We start from the raw sequence: 20,393 nt of genomic DNA, 5'->3' as shown, positions 1-20,393 counted from the left end.
TAATATATTTTTTTTATTTTAAGCTTTTATTTTTTGTGTTATCATTGTGAACAATGTATACATGAGGAGGATGTTATGAACACTGTAAAATACTTGTTTCAATCACCTTATCATTCACAAGTACAGTTTGGTAGAGTAGATCCATCAAGTCAAAACCAAGAAAAAACGCAAAACGACTTAAATGGTATCAATAACGCAACGAATACAACGCTAAAAGATGCACAAAACTTCCAAACCACTCAAACAAGTGAGGTTAAACCTACTGTAAGTTCGTCTAATCAACTTGATGTTTATGCTTAGAGTGTTATATTTTCAATAAACCAAACTTGATCTTCAACGACAACCAATGCGTCGTATTCATAATCTATATTGGTGCCATTTTTTTTCATATAAACATCGCCCGTTTTTATAAGACGTAAGAGTTTTGTAGGCGTTATATTTTGAATGGCTTTTTCATAATCTTCACCACTTTTTACCTCTACAAAATGTAAAGTTTCATCTTTGAAGGCAATAATATCTATCTCTCCAAAACGGCTGTAAAAATTTCTCTCTATTATCTCATAGCCATTGTCATAAAGGTACTTTACTGCCAGTTCTTCAGCAACATTGCCTTTTGCTCTAGACATCTAGCAGTTAATAACCTCAACTTTTATAGATTTAAATGCAGCTGTTAGTATAAGCTCATCACACTTGTCTCCAAAAAGTGCATTTATGCGTGAGTCTGCATGGTGAAAAGTCGTAAACAAAGTTTTTGGTTTTACCTTGTCAGTCAGTTTTATTGTAAGTGGATTAGTTTGACCGTACTCAGTTTTAAGAATTACTTTTTCACTGCTAAAATCTTTTGCATCATTTTCACAAACAAGTAAGATATCTTCAGGGTATCTATCCATCAGATTATCAGTTTGTTTTGTTTGTGCAGCATTATTGTAGTGTGCCAAAGTACGACCTGTTGTAAGATGATAACCTGTTAAAGAGTTTTTAGTGATCTCATCTATCATTCCACGTAGTTCATATTGTTTGTAGTGAAATCTTCCGTATCCGTCTTCAGTTCTAAAATCTAATTGATGAAGTATTGGTGTATCTTCCGTATGAACCGGCCACTGTAATCCGCGTTTACGGTGTTTTTCGAGTCTATGGTAATCTGCTCCGCTAAAACGTCTATATGCAACTTTTTGAACCTCTTCCCATATATCTTTTGTAGAAGTATAACTTGCGTCCCCACCCATCTTGTTATCAAGCTGTTTTAAAACTTCCCAGTCATCAGGTAAGTCTGATTTTACAAGTGGTTGTGATAGGTGAAGACGACGCATTGCATTTACGTATACACCTGTTTTTTCATAAGCAGATTTTACACCTACAACTATGTCAGCCTTAGATGCGATATCTGTCATAAACAACTCTTGAACCATTATAAATTCCAAGTTAGATATCGCACGTTCCATCTTGTTTAGATTAGGATGTATATGAGTTAAATCTTCACCCATATTTAGGACTGCTTTTACACGACCTTCTATCATCTCATCTACAAGTTGAGGAGTCATAAGACCAACCTCTTTTGGCTCCTGATAATCCGGATCATAATATGGAAGCATACCCATATCACAAGTACCTTGTACATTGTTTTGACCGCGAAGAGGCATAAGCCCTGTTCCGCTTTTACCAACATTACCTGTCATAAGTGCCAAGTGTGTAATTGCCATAACTGCGTATGAGCCGTCAAGATGTTCAGTTATACCAAGGCCCCAGAAGATCATAGAGTTTTTAAGCGCGTACTCACGTGCAACTTTACGAATAATCTTTGCCATATCCTCATAGCCAGCTATCTCTTTAAAATAATCTGGATTAGCATATGGATCGTTTAGAATCTTATCTTTAAACTCATCAAACCCTTTTGTTCTCTCAGCAAGAAAACTCTCATCATATAACTCTTCATCGATGATCACATATGCAAGCATATTTAAAACCATTAAATTTGCTTCATGAGGCATGATTGCCTTGTACTTTGCAAAACGGTGAAGCTTGATCTCACGAACATCAAATACAGCTAGATTATCATGTTCACGTGCTACATCTAAAATTCTGTTTGCAATGATCGGGTGGGCTTCTGTAGTATTTGAGCCTATAACTATCATAAACTCGGCATTGTAAATATCGTTGTATGGGTTTGTAGCGGCACCCTCACCTATTGTCTCACGCATACCTTTTAATGATGGAGAGTGACATACACGCGCACAGTTGTCAACGTGCGGAGAATTTAGCGTATGGCGTGTAAATTTTTGAAAAAAGTAAGAGTTCTCACACGAAGTTCTAGCCCCGCCGATCGAACATACGGATTTGCGACCGTATTTTTCCTGGATCTCTTTTAGTTTTATAGATGCTGTAGTTGTAGCAGTGTCTAAATCACACTCATACCAAGTATCATCAAACTCTTTTAACTTTGAACCTATTGCATTTTTTATAGCTGGATTTTTTTCTAAGAAACTTTTTTTAATTCTTGGTTTTCTTAGACGTTCTTGTGAATCTACAAAGTCGTAACCGTATTTACCTTTTATACAAAGTTTACCTTGTGAAACCACACCGTCTGGATGAGCAAATATTTTTGTTATTTTATTTTCATTAACATCTACATTCGCCGCTATATCACAACCAACTCCACAATATGTACATACACTATCTATAGTTTCTATATTTTCCATAAAATCCACCCATACTTTAATGCTTGAATTTTACACAATTAACTCTTAAATTTTATAATTTTTTTTATATCTGAATTTACTTCAGCTTACTTACAGATTCACACTTTATTTTGTCGTCATTTTTAAAACCGGAGTAAATTCTATATCCGGATTTTCCAAAAAGTGCAGACTTCTTCCTACATAATGATCATACAGTTTACACGGGTTTATTGATTGAAGTTTTTCAAAGATCTCATAAGCTTGTTGTACTTTAGAATCTCTAAACAGCTTGGTAGCTTCAGCCCACAGTTCTAACTCTTCATCAGATACTAATTTATTTGAAGCCAATACTTCATAGATCTCAACAGCTTTATGTTTACCCTTAACCTCTACCAGATCTATAGGTCTTATTTTATACTTACCTTTTAGGCTTTCATACGTATGTTTAGATATCAAAATTTGCGCGTCGTATTGTTTTGTAAGCCCCTCCATTCTTGAAGCCAGATTTACATTATCACCTATTATCGTGTAATCACTCCTACCCTCACTACCCATGTCTCCTGCAGTTACAACCCCTGTATGTATACCAATCCCAATACCGATCTCAACATCATAAACAGGTTTGATCTTTTTGTTGATCTCCTCTAACATATTTATCTGTTCTATTGCCGACTTGACAGCTTCATCTGCATGATCTTTTATAGGTACAGGGGCATTCCAATATGCCATGATCGCATCACCGATAAACTTGTCGATCGTTCCGTGATGTGAGACTATATTGTCTACCATTGGAGTCATATAGTTGTTCAACATATGTATCAGCTTATCAGGTGAACCGATCGTCTCAGAGATAGTTGTAAAACCTCTAATATCGCTAAAAAATATACTTGCTTCAAGCTCTTTGGATGACACCAGCTCCTCTGCAGAGTGTTCAAGAAGATACTCCATAACTCCAGGAGATACTTTTTTACCCAGCATACGTTTAACCAGCTCTTTTTGGCGTGATTCAAATAAATAATCTATGCCTAAAACACCGAGTAGTGATAAAAACAGTGATAATATTGGAAATGTTATATTAAGTATTAAATACTTTGAAAACAACAAGTAGTAATTAAAATAAAGTACCATATTCAAACTTATCAAAAAGACTAAGATTAATTGTAATAAAGATAATCTGGAATAAATAAAGATGACAATAAATGAAATCAATATAATTATGGATATATCAGCAAGTTCATTCCATGACGGTTTTACCAGCATATCGTTTTTTAAAAGGTTGTCAATTATATTAGCATGTATTTCAACACCAGCTATAACACTATCCATAGGGGTTGAACGCAAATCTAAAAGACCGTATGCAGATGTTCCAACCAAAACAAATTTTCCTGCTACATCCTGTTTGGAAATCTTGTTTTTATATACATCAACAGCGGAAATATATTTGTAACTTTTAAATGGTCCTCTAAAGTTTAAATACAGTCTTCCAAATCTATCTGTATTTATTTTTTGCTCACCCAAATCTATACCGGAGATACCGGCTTCTGAATATAGAACCTTAACTTTTTTATTATTTGTAGCGATCCTATACATCTCAAATGCCAGGGATGGATAAACAATTTCGTCATACTTGATCAGTAATGGTACACTACGAATAATTCCGGATTCATCTGGTATATTATTCATATATCCACTAGAATAACTAGCACCTTGAATAATCTCTAGATTTGTCAACACACCATTTGCTTGAGGTAAAAATTCTTTATCTGTTTTATCTTTTTCTATAAATATAGCCGGTATCTGCGGTGCATCTTTTTGATTATTATTGTTTTTATCAAAGTCAAAAATATATCCCAATATTGTTGGTGTATTGGCTATACTTTTTGAGAGTTCTAAGTCAAAATCAGGCATTTTAGAATAGTCTAGTTTCCATTTTTTGGCAAACTGTTTTGGTGATGTTCTATCTGCTTCTGCAAAAACTATATCTAAACCTATTATACCAGCACCATTTAGTGTCAAATTTTCTAGTATTTTTGAAAATTTATCTCTTCCCCATGGCCACTGACCAAGTTCTTTGATACTTTTCTCATCTATATCAATTATTACTATGTCAGAACTTGCTTCAGAAGGACCACGATAATTAAAGTAAAAATCTCTTATTCTATTATCTATAGAGTGTAAATAACTAGGTAAAAACAAATAGGAGGAGATTAAAACTGTGTTAATAAATATAAAGAATAAAAATAATACTTTATATTTACTCAACATAACTAATATAATACCTGAAATGTATTTACTTGATAAGCTCCAGAATCTATATATAACCCATCATCATGATAATAGTCACCCTTAACTGTGTTGCCTGTAGGTTTTTGGAATATACCGCTTGCTGTTCCAAATTGGTTCTCAACACTAAACTTATCATCTGTAAAAACAGGATTTTGATCAAAAACAATAGTCCCTTCGTTTAATATTAAAGATGCTGTATCAGCTCCAAAATCTATATACAAATCAACAAGTGCTCCAGTGAAAACCATATTGGCATTAGTGGTTGATATTACACTACCTGTATAATAAGCATCAGCCATTGTATATGAAGCTAAAAGTGCGTTAAACTGTTGTTGTGCTGTTAACACAATATCTTCATTTAAACTACTATCACTTAATATAGCATCAGTATTTAAATTTGACACATCCTGTATTACTATAGAGCTTATATCCTCATCTGTTAAATTTAACTGACCTTGAAATTCATCTTCTAACTTAGCCAATCCAACTTCAGAAGACTTTTTCTTTTTTAAAGTACCGAAGTGTTGATTTTTCATATTTTTTAAATCATCCGAATTAAATTCATCTATCTTAACATCTCCACTTGGTAATACTGATATTAAAAACCCTTGTCTGATAACATAAACGTCATTATTTACACGAGCACTGATAGCCCCGTATGTACAATAGGCATTAAATAAACCGTCTTCACCCATTACTATACTAAAGTTAGTACCACGTATACCTATAGTTGCAGTTTTTGTCTCTACACTAAACTTTTGAGGTGTAATTTTTCCAATCTCACCTGTAATTGTACGCATAGCACCAGAAATCATTCCAAATTTAGCAACACTTTCTTGATTTTCTTCATATAGATACTCTTTAATTGAGAAGTTGCTGTTTTTACCTATACTGATGATTGTGTCATCTTTAAAAATGAGTTGAACCTTAGTATTGTCTTTTGTTAAGATTGTGTCTTTTTCTTGGAGTTTATCGCCAAGATTTGCTTCAATATTTGTTGAGTCTCTTTTTATATACGCACTTCCTTTTATAGCAGTAATTGTTGCTACACTGCTTGCATAAGCAGATGCTCCAAATAAAACAAACAAAACAATAAATAATTTAATAGCTTTCATAATAAGCTCCTAAAAATTCTTTACAATACCGATACTGGTCGTATATTTATCATATGAAAATCTATCCTGATTAGAATCAACTTTTTCATAACTTCCTTTTAGTTTTAACAACAAAGTGTTATATACTTTGACACTTAAACCCAAATTACCCATATAACCTTTATCAACTCTTTTTGAACTAAACAGAGTGCTATAATCTTTATAGTCTCTTCTTCTAGCTTGAGCAAAACAATCAATGGTATATCTTGATGCTATTTGATTTGCATAGTTTATATTTAATTTATACTCATCAAAATCTACATATATATTTCTACCTCTAACTTTTTTCTCATTTGCCAGCAATAATGAAGGTTGTATATAAGAACGTGGTGATAAAATATTTTGTAATCCATAAGAAAGTTCCATTCTATTTGCGTCTAAATCTTTTTGAGCACTGTTAGCGTATTTTTTTGGCTGATATTTCATATGAACTAAACTTTTTAAAGTTGGCATATGCTTATATTCAAATTTTGGATTTATATAATATGTTGTTAAATACTTTTTACTGTCTAATTCAAGCATATCAAAACCTAAAGTTACATCTATCAAAAAGTCTGTGTCTTGATATAAAAGGCTTGGCTTGTAAGAATAATACAACATGTCATATATATCATTACCTAAACTATCTTGAATTGAGTAGTTTTTTGAAAAGAATGACAAATTATTTTTTATAGCAAAACTATTTTTTTGACCAATGTCATATATATTTGTAACATCAGCATACACTTGTGTAGCTACATCTGAACGTTCATCCGGTCTATCAAACAACATACCAAATAGCATAAAATCTTCATCTGAACCGTAATTTACGTTTGAATCATATACCATATCAAGCATAATTCTAGAGTATGTGAAAGATCTTTTCTGTGCCTTTGATACTTTTGAAAGTGAAAATTCTATACTTGTTCTAATGTTTTGAGGTAATTCTGGTTTAGTTAAAATCTCTTCATAAATGGCTTGTGCATCTTCAAACATCTTTAACATGTAATATGTTCGAGCCATCTCTAACTTATTTCTTATATTAGAGCTGTCTATTAGATCAACTCTTTCAAATGCTGCCAATGCGACATTATAACGGCCTGTCTCGTAAGCTGACTTTCCAAAATAAAAATTCAATCTTCCATCAGATAGGTTGTCAAGATATATTTTTGAAAAAATCTTGTAACTTTGCTCAAAATTCTTATTCTTGTAATATTCTAGTGCTTGATTATAAAGTGTAGAATTATCACTATTTACAGAGGCAAAGACAAGACTTACAGGTAGGAACAAAAAAAGAAAAAACCACCTCATTCAAAAGCCTTTTTATTATAAGTTCTATGAATAATTATAGAACTTAACAAATAAAAGTGTGCTTAGTTATTATTTAAAGGTAATTCTTAAACCATCCTAATCATTACAGGTTTAGAGTTTACAAAATCCAGTGCTTCGATTTCAGCCATCATAGTCTGAATATCACTTTCTTTTGCAACATGTGTAGACATTAAAAGATTTGCTGCTGTTTCAGAAGTTGATTTTTGGATCATTGTTTTAACAGAGATATTGTTATTCTCAAAGATCTTAGTTATCTTGGCAAGGACACCAGCTTTATCATTTACGTTAATACGAAGATAATATTTAGATTCAATATCTCCAGGTGCTTTTAAAGTAAGTTTACCCTCCAGAGGTTTATCAAACCCTAGCATCGGTGCACCCTTACCACGACGTGCAATATCTATAATATTTGCTACAACTGCACTTGCCGTTGCATCACCACCTGCACCAGGACCATAATAAAGTGTCTCGCCAACTTTATCGCCAACTACACTTACACCATTCATAACACCGTCTATCTTGGCGATCATCTCATCTTTGCTGATCATAGAAGCATGTACGCGAAGCTCAACTTCATCACCGTCTTTTTTAGCAATTCCAAGAAGTTTGATCGCATATCCGAACTCTTTGGCAAAAGCTACATCTTCGCTAGATACGTTCTCAATACCCTCGATTAAAATATCTTCAGGTTTAGCATCAATTCCGTATGCGATAGAAGCTAAGATCAGAAGTTTATGTGCAGCGTCATATCCTCCAACGTCAAAAGTCGGATCAGCTTCTGCATAACCCAAATCTTGACTCTCTTTTAAAATTGCATCGTATGCTACACCCTCGTTTGCCATCTTAGTCATCATATAATTACATGTACCGTTTAGTATACCCATAATTGATTCTATATGGTTTGCAGAAAGTCCATCACGAAGAGCATTAATAATCGGAATACCGCCTGCAACTGCAGCTTCATACTCAAATGCCTGATCTTTAGCCAAGTCTTGAAGCTCATAACGATGGTATGCCAGAAGTGCTTTGTTTGCAGTTACAACAGCTTTACCGTTTTCAAGTGCTTTTTTTACAACAGCATACGGTTCTTCAACACCACCCATAAGCTCAACAACTATATCGATCTCAGGATCATTTAAAACATCATCAGGATTATCTGTTAGTGCAATATCTACACCACGGTCGCGTCCAAGTGTTTTTACAACTCCGCTTTTAGCTACTATCTCTACACCTGCACGTGCAGTGATAACATCAGCGTTGTCTTTTAAAATATTTGCAACACTTGCTCCTACTGTTCCGACACCGATTATCCCGACTTTTATCATTTACTTGGCTTCCTCTTCTTGAAACTGCTTTAAAAACTCTTTTATATTACGTGCCGCTTGACGAATACGGTTGTCATTCTCAATTAAAGCTATACGAACATAGCCTTCACCATAAGCTCCAAAACCAATTCCCGGAGCTACTGCTACACCTGCCTCAGTTAAAAGTCTTTTTGAAAACTCTAGTGAACCAAGGTGAGCTGCACACTCTGGGATCTTAGCCCATGAGAACATACTAGCTTGGTTTTTACGAATATGCCAACCTGCACGACCAAATGCTTCGATCAATACATCTTGACGGTGGTCATACTTATCAACTATATCTTGTACACACTGCTGATCACCGTTTAGTGCTACAGTAGCTGCAACTTGGATCGGTGTAAACATACCATAGTCTAACCAAGACTTAATCTTTTGAAGTGCACCGATCAGTTTTTTGTTCCCTACAAAGAAACCTACACGCCAACCAGCCATGTTATAGCTTTTTGAAAGTGTAAAAGACTCAACTGCAACATCTTTTGCACCAGGAACCGACATAATAGACGGTGTCTTGTAATCGCCAAAAGTTATATCACCATAAGCGATATCACTTATTACGTAAAATCTCATCTCTTTAGCAAGTGCAACTAAACGCTCATAAAATTGAGGTGTTACAGTAGCAGTAGATGGATTGTGAGGGAAGTTTACAAGTACATACTTTGGCTTAGGTGAAGTTTCTTGAAAAACTTTAACAAGATCTTCAAAGAACTTATCTTCATCTACATTGTAATCTTCATCAAACTTAATACCGAACTTAGCTACATTTCCACCAGCTAAAATAAAAGCGTATTCGTGAATAGGGTAAGTTGGATCCGGTACTACTACAACATCACCAGGATTTGTAATAGCGTATGAAAGGTGAGCATAACCCTCTTTTGAACCCATAGTAGCTACACATTCAGTTTCAGGATCAAGCTTACAATCATAGCGACGCTCATACCAGTCAGCTATTGCTTTAAGAAGTTTAGGAATACCTTTTGATGTAGAATACCCATGAGTTTTAGTCTTCTGGGCCGACTCAATAAGTTTCTCTCTAATGTGTTCTGGTGTATCTCCATCTGGATTACCCATAGAAAAATCTATGACATCTTTACCGGCACGACGTTCGGCCATTTTGATTTCATTAACTTCAGCAAATACATACTTAGGGAGTCTTTCAACTCTGTTAAATCTTATCTCATCAAACAAGGAAGTTTCCTTTTATATAATTTTTTGACATTTTATCAAAAAAAGTTAAAGAAGGACTTACCTCTCTCCAATCGGCGTTAGGAAGAGGCTTCCTTTAATATTTTTAAGAGTATAAATATCTGAGATTTTTATATATTTAGCATTTTGAGGAATAGTTAAATAAAGTGCATTTCTTTTTGTATCTCTTTTTACCACCTTTAAAAGATGTAGAGATGAATCAAAATATGTAATGTGAGGATACCAAGAATTTCTTCCGCTGCTCTCTATTTTTAACTTTTGTATTGCAGATACGTCTAACCAGTATGCATATAAGGAACGACTTAGTTCAACTTGTTCCCCATCACTAAGTGCATCAACAGCTAAAAAAGAATCTCGCATATCTACATCGAAAGTCCACTCTGTTTCACTAACCCTTGTAACATCTACAACTTTTGAACCGCTGTTGTAAAGTTCTCTTTGAAGAACTTGCGGATCGGTTACATATTCAGCTTTTAGTGTTATAGACCATGTAAATCCACTCTCGTTAAGATTTGATTCTTTTGTTACATAACGATAATATCCCATATTTCGAAGCGCATCACCCATAATCTTTACAAAAAACAATGGACTGTCACTCGTATGAAAATTGAGCCTTAGCTCTTTAGGCTTGTCAAAATACAGATTTAATAATCCGTTATCCTTAAGTGTCTGGACAACTTTTACACAGTCAACTCTGTCATTTACTATAAAATCAGATTTTGGTGAAAAAATGATATTTATATATGCTTCATTTTTCTTATATGTTTTTTCATTCAAGAGTGATTTTATTTTTATATCCAACTCTTCAATTGCAGAACTTATCTCTTCAATCTCTACTATTGGCTCACTATTTTCAAGTTGAGTTTGTTCAGCAAAGGTGAAAGAAAATAAAACTAAAAATGATAAAAAGAGTTTTACCATTCCCTACCTTTGTTTAATGCTAAAAACTCTCTGTAAGTTATCTTTTTCAACTCTCCGTCTTTATATAATAAACGGATATTTCTAGATTCTTTAAACTTTTCTACTTCTCCGTTTACGTCAAACGTAACGTCACCGTGACCAAGTGAAAGTAACCAATGACCTTTTGGATCTAATTCTAGCGCTTCGAACTCAGGTACTATTTTTTGTAATTTTCTTCCTGTATTTAGATTTATGTATCCAACCCATAACTTAACATTTGGGATAATTTTTAACGGACTTAATTCCTTTTGTACTTGTGGCTCTTCCTTTACTTCTACCGTAGTATTTTCGTCTGGAATCTCTTTTGGTATTATTTTAGATGTTACTTGTTCAATTTTTTTATTATCAATTTTTGGTTCGATTTTTTTATTATCTGATGAGAGTCCAAAAAGAACAACCAAAAAGATTAAAATAGCAGCGATGATATAGAAAGTTGTATAATTTTTAGTTTTTTTAGGTGTAATAAAAACTTTTGATTCAGCTATATCAGGCATATCTTTACCTTCAAAAAAGCTCAATCCCTCAGCTTTTAATGCTCTCAAGTCAAGTGAATATTCACGTTCAAGTATTGACACAAAACCAGTAAATTGAATCTTATTCATAGACTCAAAATAGCCGTTTACCAGATCTTCACATTGAATTTTTGGTATATGTGTCTGTTCATGAATTTTTTGGGCACCGATTTTTTTCAGTGCTTCATAGTTATCTTTTAGCTTTTTATTTTCAATTTCTTGATTGCCTGACTCTTCTACATTCAAATCCAGATTATCGCTCATATCTCATCCTGTCCATCAAAATTGCACCGGCTACACTTACATTTAAACTATCAAACTCATGTGCCATATTTATACTAACTATTTCATCAAGTTTTGAACTAACTCTATTAGTTAAACCTTCACCCTCACTGCCTAAAACCAACACTCTTTTTTCTTTTACTTTAACATCTCTTATATCAACTCCACCCATATCTGCACCATATGAAGTGAAACCGGATGTTTTAAAATCATTTAAAACATTATGTATATTTTGCTCAATTGAAAAAGGCATATCATAGAGTGCACCAGTACTTGTACGCATAATAGCTTCAAGCGGTAATTTTTTAACTCCGCATGCTACTACTGCATCTACACCTAGGGCATATGCACTTCTAATAATTGCACCTATATTTCCAACATCGGTAAGAGAAGATAAAACTAAAACAAAATCTTTATCTAAAAACGTTTTATAATCATGTAAATTATACTCATCAACCTCAGCCAGCATACCTTGATGTGAAGCATTCTTGCACATCTTTCCCGCTGCGTCTGCAGGGATTCTTTTTACTTCGAAGCCCATCTTCATAAGACGCGAGTATTCTTTTTTGTCTATATCTTTAGCTAGGTATAGTGTTTTGATTTTTGTAGGGTAATTTTGAATTATATAATTAACCGGTTGTTTAGCATAAATTAACATGGGGATATTTTACCCAAAATATATTAAACTTCCAACAATCTTTGATAACAAGCTTTGGTATTTTCTCCTGTGATCTTGGAGATCAGCTTTGCTTGTTGTTTTTTAGGGATATCTAGGGCTAATATATCTTTTTGAGTTATGGCACTTGAATTTTGAGCTTCGCCCGCTTTAATAACAACGACCCATTCGCCTTTGAAATTTCCCTCAAGTTTGTTTAAACACTCAGAAGCATTTCCACTTACATATCGTTGGTATTTTTTTGTAAGCTCTTTTGCCAAAAAGATCTCTCTGCTTGAATCTTCCTCATTAAGTTCATTTAGTAGTTTTTCAAGCCTATGAGGGGATTCATATACAATAGTGGTATAACCGCTGTTTAATGCACCTTGAAGTGACGCAGTTCTGTCTTTTCCTTTATGTGGTAAAAAGCCCCAAAACAGCATCTGAGTTTCAACAAAACCGCTAGCTACAAAAGCGGTTAATAGTGCATTTGCACCTGGCAGTATGTCGTATTCTACATTGTTGTCTATACAGTAACGTACCAGCATTTGACCAGGGTCACTAATACCAGCCATACCCGCGTCACTCACATAGATAACATTTTGTTCAAAAAATGATAATTCAAGTTTCTCAACAAAAGATTTTTCATTGTGTGAATGTAGAGAGATGAACTCTTGATTTTCTCTAAAATCAGTGTTATAACGCTCTTTTAAAATGTGGATTAGTTTTTTTGTAACGCGAGTATCTTCGCAAAGTAGTACTTCGGCTTGGCTTAGTGCCTCTATGGCTCTAAGCGATATGTCGCCGATATTTCCAATCGGTGTTGGAACTAGAGTAAGCAAGGAGTATTTCCTGCTTAGTCCATGTTGTAACGTTTTTTGAACTTATCGATACGTCCAGCAGTATCTACCATTCTCTCAGAACCTGTAAAGAATGGGTGACATTCATTACAAATATCAATTTTCATAGTTTCTTTTTCACTTTTAGTTTCAAAAGTGTTTCCACATGCACATGTTACAGTACAAGTTACTAACGTTGGGTGGATATCTTTTTTCATTATTTTGCCTTTTGATACACGTTTGTGTGCGTATATCTATATATTTTTTAATTCCGTATGGGTGCGGAATTTTGGAAATGGGATTATACCTAAATTTTTCTTAAAGTAAAACTTTTGAAGCTACTGCCATCACTGCGCTCTCACTTCTTAACACCATTGGAGTATCTAATCTAAACACTTCTTGTGAGCTTAACAATTCTTTTTCATCTGATGAAAAACCACCCTCACAGCCAATAATAACCGTAGATATATTCTCAACTTCATCCAAAGTTTTTTCTACAAAATCAAACACTTTCGCATTAGGATACTGTTTTAGAAACTTCTCCAGTGAGTCACATAATTCAAACTCTATCTTTTGAGTTGATCCGCATTGTTGCATAGAAGCATGTAAAATTCTATCAAAGCGTTTAAAGTCTAATTTTATATTTCTTTGACTTCTTTTACAATCAATAAATGTAATTTTATTTACCCCAATCTCACTAAGACTAGGCAGTACTTTTTCTATGCTTTTAGAATCAATCTTACACCAACCTATGTGTAGATCTTTTTTGGCTTTTACTTCCAGCTCTTTTGAGTCCTGTAATGACAAAACAGCTTTTTTTGGCTCAATACTATCTAACTTATACGTATGAAGTATTTTAATATTATCTTCATCTCTAAAGGCGATCATATCACCTTCACTGTGTCTGCGCACTTTTATAATGTACTTAAAAAGCTCCCCTTTTAAGACTAATACATCATCGCCGGCATTTTCATCAAATATGTAGATCATTTAGCTATGCTTACCATCCAAATATATATTATAACTGTTACTATAAATTCAAAAGCAAAGATTTTTTTAGCCCATTCTCTAAAGACTAAGAAACCTTCCATATCATCATTTTTTATATACTTAAATTTTTTGGCACGTTTGCCTTCTAAGATTATAAACACTATAGAAAAGATGATCATAACAAGGTTTTCTAATGTAAATTCAAGATGTTTGGCAGCCATCATAATAACACCTGTAAATATAACAGCAGCCAAGAAAGTAGCACCTACTGCATTAAACAGCATAATAAATTTCCTATACTCTTGAACGCCTTTTGTACTCATCAATTTATAAAAATTTATACCAACAGCCAATAAAACAGCCAACACACTATAGTTGTGTGTTACAATACTCATACTATACATTTCATTCATAATGGAATTTTACTATAATTATTATTATTTTTTATTAGGGCAACAATATATGGAAGTAACAACAACTGAGGCACTTGAACTTATATACAAACACACACCAAAAAAATCAACAAAAATTTTACCGATTGAACAGGCACTTGGATACATTTTATCAGAAGATATAAAAGCTACACACAATTTACCGCCGTATGACAACTCCGCAATGGATGGATATGCAGTCAAAATTTCTGATGCATCCAAATGTGTAAAAGTAACTGATACTATATTTGCAGGAGATAATTCAGATGCTGTTTTAGAAGATGGCTGTGCTATTAAAATAATGACTGGTGCAAAGATTCCAGAAGGCTCTGAAGCAATTGTTCCTAAAGAAGACACTACAGAATGTGAAAACGGCGTAAAACTTCCTGATGAACTGTGTGAGGGCAAACATATAAGAAGATGCGGTGAAGATATAAAATGCTGTGATCTGCTACTGAGTAAAGGTGTTAAACTTCAAGCCCACCAGATAACACTTTTAGCCTCTCAAGGTATAAGTCACATCAAAGTATATAAACAGATTCGCGTAGCTATATTTGCAAGTGGTAGTGAATTAAAAATGCACTTTGAGTCTGTTGTAGACAGTTATCAGCTTTATAATACAAATGCACCTGCACTCAAAGCTAGATGTGAAGAACTTGGATGCAAAGTTGACTTTATTGGTACTGCAAAAGATTCTGTAGATGATCTAAAAGAACATCTAAAAAGCGCACTTGACAGTGATCTTATAATTACAAGCGGTGGTGTTAGTGTTGGAGATGCAGATCATACGAAAGAGGTTTTTGATGGCTTCGGGATGCATACACATTTTGACAAGATCCAGATAAAACCAGGAAAACCTACGACTTTTGGTTGCATAGAAGATACAATGGTATTAAATCTACCTGGTAATCCAATGGCAGCATCTTTAAACTTCGAGCTTTTTGGACAAAGCATACTACTTGCTATGAGTGGTGCTAATGAAAAATTTTTAAATACCATAGATGCTCAGATGGCAGATGAGTGTAAACTAAGAGCAGGAAGACGTACACTTCTTCCAGGGTACTATAACGGGACAACTTTTACACCGACAAAAAACTTTGCTCCGGGAATGATAAAACCTCTATCAAACGCAAACAGTTATATTGTTATAAGCGAAGAATGCAGTGGTATTAGCGCTGGAAGTACGGTAAAAATTTTACCTATAAGGTTTTCATTTAATACAGATACAAAAAAAGAGTTGATCAGCTGTTAAGGACTGCTGTTTATACAGCATCCGGATTAGTAAATTCAACACCTTTTTTTAACTTATCAAACAGATCTTTATCTGGCCACTCATTCCTAATGGCATCTGAGAAAATAATATCGTCAAGATTAATATTTCCCATTTTTTCAGAGTATGCATCCTCGCGGAAACATTGAGCGTATCCAGTGTCTGTTTCATGGACTATAATACTATAAAGCTCTACATTTCTCTCACCGTTAACTCCGCGTGTACACTCTAGAACTTTGTCTATCATTAAAAATATTACACGGCTAAACTGCTCACATGATGGAGATACAGGCAGTACAACCCAACGATCAGAGTGCTTTTTCATATCTTCTATATACTCTTTTGAATCCTGATTCCATAAAGTTATACCATGATCAAAAGAATCCACAAGTGCTTTCATATGGTTTTTCATCAGTCCAAAATCATAAACCATCTGTCCGTTGTCTAAAAAATCAGATTCAAACAAAAGTTCTATCTTGTATGAGTGTCCGTGTATAGAGCTTCTGCATCTAATAGTTGAACAATCTCTTACAATATGAGTATTTTCAAATTTAAATAGTTTACGAATTATCATCTTATACTCCTTTTTCTTTATCCCAGACACGCATATGCAATCTATCTGAAAAATTATAACCTTTATCTTTACAATACTCAATTAATGCAGGAGTATTTTGTTCTAGTTCTTTTTTATCTTGTGCTACAGGCATACAATAAACTTTAGAGCCTAGTCCGTAAGATATGATCTCTTCTATCTCATCATCTAGTGATGCATCTATAGACTCAGAGTCTATAGAAAATTTAAAAAAAGCGTCCCTTGAATTACTTACAATAGAACTTATAACTTTAGGGTTAATCCTTTTTTGGTAACTCTCACCAGAGTTTGAAAGCTTTACAGAAAGTGCATAGACACACTCTTTAAAAAACGGATATTTTTCAAAATTTGGAGCTAAAGTAGCATTTGTCTCAAATGTAACTCTGTGTCTGTTTTTAACCAACTCTTTTATAAAAGAGATGAATATATCATCATTGATATTTATTAGAGGTTCCCCGCCTGTTATTACAACATCTACATCTTCAGGAAGCTCATATATATCAAATATATTTAAAAGTTCATCTACTTTTGTAATCTCTGCCCAAGTGTGTGAAAAATTTTCTTTATCTACAGCGTAAATAGTATCACACCCTTTTATCAGCGTGCCGTTTTCAAGTTCTTGTGTACATTCGAAGCCCTCACACTTCATATTGCATCCGCCAAATCTAAAAAAAAGACTTGGAGTTCCAACATAAGCTCCCTCACCTTGGATACTATAAAAATGCTCTACTAAATACAACAAAATCAGCCACCAGTTTCATAAAAAGCACGACTAGAAGACTCTCCGTCTTCACCACCCCAGCGATTTTTCTCCGGTTTATTTTTTACTACTTCTTTCAAAATAAGTGTTGCTCGTCTTATATCTCCACGTTTGATTGCTTCACCTATACTTAAAGCCTCATCGAAATATAAACAAGGTATAAGATGTCCTTCAGCAGTTAGGCGAATACGGTTACATTTTGTACAAAAATCATCTTCATACGGTTCAATGATCCCAAATTTATATCCATCATCCATAACATAATAATGAGAAGGGCTGGCACCGTCAAAACCATGATCGGTAAAGTTGTATTTTTCTTTTAATATTTTTAACAACTCTGCTGATTTTAAGCCTTTAATCTCAGCTTTTGCATGGCTGTTTTCCATATATTCTATAAACCTAATAGACATATCTCTTTTTTTACAATACTCTAATACATCTATGATCTCATCTGCATTAACACTCTTCATCGGTACCATGTTCACTTTTACTTTAAGCCCAACCCTTAAAGCTTCCTCAACACCCTCTAAAACATTTTTTAAAACATCTTTTCCGGCTATCTCTTGAGCTACTTCAGGCTTTAGCGTATCTATACTTACATTTATACGTTTAAGTCCTGCATTTTTAAGTTTTTGTGCAGCATCTTTTAAAAGGTACGCATTAGTAGTCATTGCTAGATCAACAGCAGGTTCATAATCGTATATCATCTTGATAAACTGATCCAAACCCTCGCGAAGTAGAGGTTCACCACCAGTTATACGAATTTTTTTTACGCCCTCATCTATGCAAACTTTAACAAATTCAAAAAGCTCTTCAAAGGTTAATAAATTCTCTTTAGGAACCCATGAAAATGGCTTTTCAGGCATACAATAATTACATCTGAAGTTACATCTTTCAGTTACGGAGATACGTAGATAGTCAACTACCCTATCATAAGAATCAATCAGCATTAATAATTTCGGCCTTTAACTTTTCAAACTCTTGTTGAGTTATAATCCCATCTTCTTTTAGTTTATGAGCATCTCTTATTTTTTCAGTTTTTGATTTTGAAACTACAGGTTGTTTTTTCTCTTCCTCTTTTTCTAATTTTTCTTTAGTTATTAATATATCAAGTGGCTTGCCTTCTTCAGGTATTGCGTATCTTGTATTTTTGATCTCTTTAAGTGCTTGAATGTCTGGAACAAGTTCAAAGTCAAATTTTCCAAATCCTTCATCATAACTAGTCACTCTTAAATAATATGTTTTACCTTGAATTAGATTTAAATTAAGTGTTTGTTTCTCTAGTTGGCTTCTTATTGCACTTATTTCAACTTTATTTGTTTTTAAATTATATTTTAAAAACTCTTGCGGATATACTTTGTCTTCCATCAAATGGCCATCAATCTCTACTTCATAATATGGAATTCTATCAGTATCATTTATATTATTACCAGTTACTACATACACATACACTAAAGATGCGCCTTTTAGTGGTTCTTCTGCTTTATAAGGAGTCTTTGTACATCCAATAAAAATAATAGATATTATAAATGAAATGAATAATATAGAAGTTTTTTTCATACTCAACCTTTTTAAAAGCTATATGCTTTTTTATTGAGACATTATACAGAAAGTTTATTAAAATAGTTTTTTATTATACAAGAATGTAAGGTTTTCCAAGCCTAAGCTTGGAAAAATTAAGAACTTAATATTTCTTAGAAGTTGATAGAAGTGATTAAACGTACGTAGTTACCACCACTTGCTTTATCTGTAGTTTTGTCTTCAAAATCACGATTCATTAGGATAGCTTTTACGTCGAAATCACCTAATTTTTGTGTGATAATTAAATCTATCTCTGTAGTATTTAATGGGTTATGAGTACCATAAGCTAATACAGCTTTGTTAGAATCATTTTCATTCATAATACCTTGGATTGCAATTCCTGTTCCAGTTGCAGCAATTTTACCTGCAGCTTTAACTTTAATTGCAGTTGAATCAGGCTGAGCTACATAAAGACCATCTGTATATACACCCGCTGTTGGAAGTTTAGTTTTCTTGAAACCTGTTGCAACGTTTCCTACTGGTAACGCACCAAGTTTAACATTTGAGTCATAGTCAGATACTTGAGAAGCAGCCGCTGAAATTGTAAAATCAGCTACCTTAGCACTTGCAGATACTGCTAATGCTGTAGTGTCATCATATTGCTTGAAATCAGGATTTAATGAAGCATAATAAGCTTTTACACCAAAATCACCCATAGTTACACCAGCATCAATCCACATAGCTGTAGTAGTACCGATACCTTCGACTGCACCTAATGCTGTAAGACCTAAACCACGAGCACCAGTAGTTGCCGCTGTATCATTAACATGGTAATACCAAGCATTAACTGCTACAGTTTTATCATTATATAATGCTGCTGCTGCAAAAGCACCACCATGCATTTGTTCAAATGTACTCTCAGCTCTCCAAGCATTAGCATAAGGATTAGCTGTAGCATCAGCATTAGCATTAGTTTGACCAACATATGCACCGATTAAAGTTAAGTTAGTAACTGAACTATTTACAAGTACTGCTGCATCAAAGTTATTTTGAATAGCATTCCATTTTTCAGTAAATGCTAATGGAGTATCTAACTCTTGACGACCTAATTTAACTGCAGTATCTGCAATTAAAGGAACTGTTACATTAAACTTACTAATAAATAAGTCATTTTGTACTGCATTAGTACGAGCAGCCATTACTAATTCATTTTCAAGACCCATAGTAGTTCCGTAAGTCATTTCACCTTCGAAAGATACATTACCTTGTTTACCAGTTGCACCTAGTTTCATTGCAACTTCAGCAGATGATCTATCTTTATGGAACATATCATTACTATTAGTAGCAGTTTTAACACTAGCATCGTTTGTTTCATACCAAACTTTTGCTTGACCATTTACTTTAATGTCTTCTAAAGCACTAGCTGTTGTAGATAAAGCCATTGCTGCTACAGCAGCCGATACAATAATTTTTTTCATTCAATTCTCCTGTTTTATATAGTAACCCATACTACATTTTTAGCCCTGTTTTTGCTAAAAAAGTTTTATATGATTTACTAATATCGGGAATATTGTATATCAGCAAAAAT

The 20,393-nt window shown here is 33.8% G+C and carries 21 protein-coding genes; 2 read left to right on the top strand and 19 right to left on the bottom strand.

What is annotated here, in order from left to right:
- Positions 1-93: 93 nt before the first annotated feature.
- The gene (locus ABZA65_RS05150; RefSeq protein WP_373071309.1) at positions 94-300 is read left to right on the top strand and encodes a hypothetical protein; all 207 of its coding nucleotides are present in this window, start codon (positions 94-96) and stop codon (positions 298-300) included.
- On the opposite strand, the gene ABZA65_RS05145 is transcribed toward ABZA65_RS05150, so the two are convergent.
- From ABZA65_RS05145 to ABZA65_RS05080, 14 genes are all read right to left on the bottom strand, one after another.
- On the bottom strand, positions 297-626 hold the full coding sequence (locus ABZA65_RS05145; RefSeq protein WP_373071306.1) for a YraN family protein: 330 nt from the start codon (positions 624-626) through the stop codon (positions 297-299). The genes ABZA65_RS05150 and ABZA65_RS05145 overlap by 4 nt on opposite strands.
- Positions 627-2,696 (bottom strand): molybdopterin oxidoreductase family protein, encoded by a 2,070-nt coding sequence (locus ABZA65_RS05140; RefSeq protein WP_373071303.1) that lies wholly within the window; start codon positions 2,694-2,696, stop codon positions 627-629.
- 105 nt (positions 2,697-2,801) lie between these two features.
- A complete protein-coding gene (locus tag ABZA65_RS05135; protein ID WP_373071300.1) occupies positions 2,802-4,871 on the bottom strand; it encodes a CHASE2 domain-containing protein in 2,070 nt (689 codons plus the stop codon).
- A 71-nt stretch (positions 4,872-4,942) separates the two neighbouring features.
- Positions 4,943-6,076: a FecR domain-containing protein gene (locus ABZA65_RS05130; protein WP_373071297.1), complete on the bottom strand. Its 1,134-nt coding sequence runs from the start codon at positions 6,074-6,076 to the stop codon at positions 4,943-4,945.
- A 9-nt stretch (positions 6,077-6,085) separates the two neighbouring features.
- Positions 6,086-7,405, bottom strand: a complete 1,320-nt coding sequence (locus tag ABZA65_RS05125) for a hypothetical protein (RefSeq protein ID WP_373071294.1) — start codon at positions 7,403-7,405, stop codon at positions 6,086-6,088.
- An 86-nt stretch (positions 7,406-7,491) separates the two neighbouring features.
- Positions 7,492-8,751, bottom strand: coding sequence for a homoserine dehydrogenase (locus ABZA65_RS05120; RefSeq protein ID WP_373071291.1), 1,260 nt, complete (start codon positions 8,749-8,751; stop codon positions 7,492-7,494).
- The gene (locus ABZA65_RS05115) at positions 8,752-9,975 is read right to left on the bottom strand and encodes an LL-diaminopimelate aminotransferase (RefSeq protein WP_373071288.1); all 1,224 of its coding nucleotides are present in this window, start codon (positions 9,973-9,975) and stop codon (positions 8,752-8,754) included. It abuts the gene before it with no gap.
- 57 nt (positions 9,976-10,032) lie between these two features.
- A complete protein-coding gene (locus ABZA65_RS05110; RefSeq protein ID WP_373071285.1) occupies positions 10,033-10,914 on the bottom strand; it encodes a hypothetical protein in 882 nt (293 codons plus the stop codon).
- Positions 10,908-11,729 (bottom strand): hypothetical protein, encoded by an 822-nt coding sequence (locus tag ABZA65_RS05105; protein WP_373071283.1) that lies wholly within the window; start codon positions 11,727-11,729, stop codon positions 10,908-10,910. Before ABZA65_RS05105 ends, ABZA65_RS05110 begins: the two co-directional genes overlap by 7 nt.
- Positions 11,719-12,405 carry a 23S rRNA (guanosine(2251)-2'-O)-methyltransferase RlmB gene (rlmB, locus tag ABZA65_RS05100; protein WP_373071281.1) on the bottom strand — a complete coding sequence of 229 codons (687 nt, stop codon included), beginning with the start codon at positions 12,403-12,405 and terminating at the stop codon, positions 11,719-11,721. Before rlmB ends, ABZA65_RS05105 begins: the two co-directional genes overlap by 11 nt.
- Before the next feature lie 23 nt (positions 12,406-12,428).
- Positions 12,429-13,244, bottom strand: a complete 816-nt coding sequence (rsmI, locus tag ABZA65_RS05095) for a 16S rRNA (cytidine(1402)-2'-O)-methyltransferase (RefSeq protein WP_373071279.1) — start codon at positions 13,242-13,244, stop codon at positions 12,429-12,431.
- Between the two features lie 14 nt (positions 13,245-13,258).
- Positions 13,259-13,459 (bottom strand): 50S ribosomal protein L31, encoded by a 201-nt coding sequence (gene rpmE / locus ABZA65_RS05090; protein ID WP_373071277.1) that lies wholly within the window; start codon positions 13,457-13,459, stop codon positions 13,259-13,261.
- A gap of 100 nt (positions 13,460-13,559) precedes the next feature.
- Positions 13,560-14,231: a 16S rRNA (uracil(1498)-N(3))-methyltransferase gene (locus ABZA65_RS05085; protein ID WP_373071275.1), complete on the bottom strand. Its 672-nt coding sequence runs from the start codon at positions 14,229-14,231 to the stop codon at positions 13,560-13,562.
- On the bottom strand, positions 14,228-14,644 hold the full coding sequence (locus tag ABZA65_RS05080) for a hypothetical protein (RefSeq protein WP_373071273.1): 417 nt from the start codon (positions 14,642-14,644) through the stop codon (positions 14,228-14,230). The genes ABZA65_RS05085 and ABZA65_RS05080 overlap by 4 nt, the downstream gene beginning before the upstream one ends.
- Before the next feature lie 49 nt (positions 14,645-14,693).
- Between ABZA65_RS05080 and glp the strand changes: the two genes are divergently transcribed.
- Positions 14,694-15,914 (top strand): gephyrin-like molybdotransferase Glp, encoded by a 1,221-nt coding sequence (gene glp / locus ABZA65_RS05075; RefSeq protein WP_373071271.1) that lies wholly within the window; start codon positions 14,694-14,696, stop codon positions 15,912-15,914.
- 10 nt (positions 15,915-15,924) lie between these two features.
- Here the strand turns inward: glp and ABZA65_RS05070 are convergent, their stop codons facing one another.
- The 5 genes from ABZA65_RS05070 to ABZA65_RS05050 all read right to left on the bottom strand — a co-directional run bounded on the left by ABZA65_RS05070 (position 15,925) and on the right by ABZA65_RS05050 (position 20,283).
- Positions 15,925-16,506, bottom strand: coding sequence for a 6-pyruvoyl tetrahydropterin synthase family protein (locus ABZA65_RS05070; RefSeq protein ID WP_373071269.1), 582 nt, complete (start codon positions 16,504-16,506; stop codon positions 15,925-15,927).
- A gap of 1 nt (position 16,507) precedes the next feature.
- Entirely contained in the window at positions 16,508-17,266 is a 759-nt protein-coding gene (locus ABZA65_RS05065; RefSeq protein ID WP_373071267.1) for a 7-carboxy-7-deazaguanine synthase QueE, read from the bottom strand.
- Positions 17,267-17,268: 2 nt separating this feature from the next.
- Positions 17,269-18,234 carry a GTP 3',8-cyclase MoaA gene (gene moaA / locus ABZA65_RS05060; protein ID WP_373071265.1) on the bottom strand — a complete coding sequence of 322 codons (966 nt, stop codon included), beginning with the start codon at positions 18,232-18,234 and terminating at the stop codon, positions 17,269-17,271.
- On the bottom strand, positions 18,224-18,844 hold the full coding sequence (locus tag ABZA65_RS05055) for an SHOCT domain-containing protein (protein ID WP_373071263.1): 621 nt from the start codon (positions 18,842-18,844) through the stop codon (positions 18,224-18,226). The genes moaA and ABZA65_RS05055 overlap by 11 nt, the downstream gene beginning before the upstream one ends.
- 134 nt (positions 18,845-18,978) lie before the next feature.
- Positions 18,979-20,283 (bottom strand): hypothetical protein, encoded by a 1,305-nt coding sequence (locus tag ABZA65_RS05050; RefSeq protein WP_373071261.1) that lies wholly within the window; start codon positions 20,281-20,283, stop codon positions 18,979-18,981.
- Positions 20,284-20,393: the final 110 nt, after the last annotated feature.

Source organism: Sulfurimonas sp. (assembly GCF_041583195.1).
Lineage (GTDB): Bacteria > Campylobacterota > Campylobacteria > Campylobacterales > Sulfurimonadaceae > Sulfurimonas.
The sequence above is the reverse complement of the archived record's forward strand: the minus strand, read 5'-3'. Positions and strand labels throughout refer to the sequence as shown.

Coding starts and splice junctions, on each gene's coding strand:
- ABZA65_RS05085 (WP_373071275.1), bottom strand. CDS start 14,231: ATGATCTACATATTTGATGAAAATGCCGGCGATGATGTATTAGTCTTA.
- ABZA65_RS05130 (WP_373071297.1), bottom strand. CDS start 6,076: ATGAAAGCTATTAAATTATTTATTGTTTTGTTTGTTTTATTTGGAGCA.
- ABZA65_RS05125 (WP_373071294.1), bottom strand. CDS start 7,405: ATGAGGTGGTTTTTTCTTTTTTTGTTCCTACCTGTAAGTCTTGTCTTT.
- moaA (WP_373071265.1), bottom strand. CDS start 18,234: ATGCTGATTGATTCTTATGATAGGGTAGTTGACTATCTACGTATCTCC.
- rlmB (WP_373071281.1), bottom strand. CDS start 12,405: ATGTTAATTTATGCTAAACAACCGGTTAATTATATAATTCAAAATTAC.
- ABZA65_RS05055 (WP_373071263.1), bottom strand. CDS start 18,844: ATGAAAAAAACTTCTATATTATTCATTTCATTTATAATATCTATTATT.
- rpmE (WP_373071277.1), bottom strand. CDS start 13,459: ATGAAAAAAGATATCCACCCAACGTTAGTAACTTGTACTGTAACATGT.
- ABZA65_RS05140 (WP_373071303.1), bottom strand. CDS start 2,696: ATGGAAAATATAGAAACTATAGATAGTGTATGTACATATTGTGGAGTT.
- ABZA65_RS05110 (WP_373071285.1), bottom strand. CDS start 10,914: ATGGTAAAACTCTTTTTATCATTTTTAGTTTTATTTTCTTTCACCTTT.
- ABZA65_RS05145 (WP_373071306.1), bottom strand. CDS start 626: ATGTCTAGAGCAAAAGGCAATGTTGCTGAAGAACTGGCAGTAAAGTAC.
- ABZA65_RS05105 (WP_373071283.1), bottom strand. CDS start 11,729: ATGAGCGATAATCTGGATTTGAATGTAGAAGAGTCAGGCAATCAAGAA.
- ABZA65_RS05120 (WP_373071291.1), bottom strand. CDS start 8,751: ATGATAAAAGTCGGGATAATCGGTGTCGGAACAGTAGGAGCAAGTGTT.
- ABZA65_RS05080 (WP_373071273.1), bottom strand. CDS start 14,644: ATGAATGAAATGTATAGTATGAGTATTGTAACACACAACTATAGTGTG.
- ABZA65_RS05050 (WP_373071261.1), bottom strand. CDS start 20,283: ATGAAAAAAATTATTGTATCGGCTGCTGTAGCAGCAATGGCTTTATCT.
- glp (WP_373071271.1), top strand. CDS start 14,694: ATGGAAGTAACAACAACTGAGGCACTTGAACTTATATACAAACACACA.
- ABZA65_RS05070 (WP_373071269.1), bottom strand. CDS start 16,506: ATGATAATTCGTAAACTATTTAAATTTGAAAATACTCATATTGTAAGA.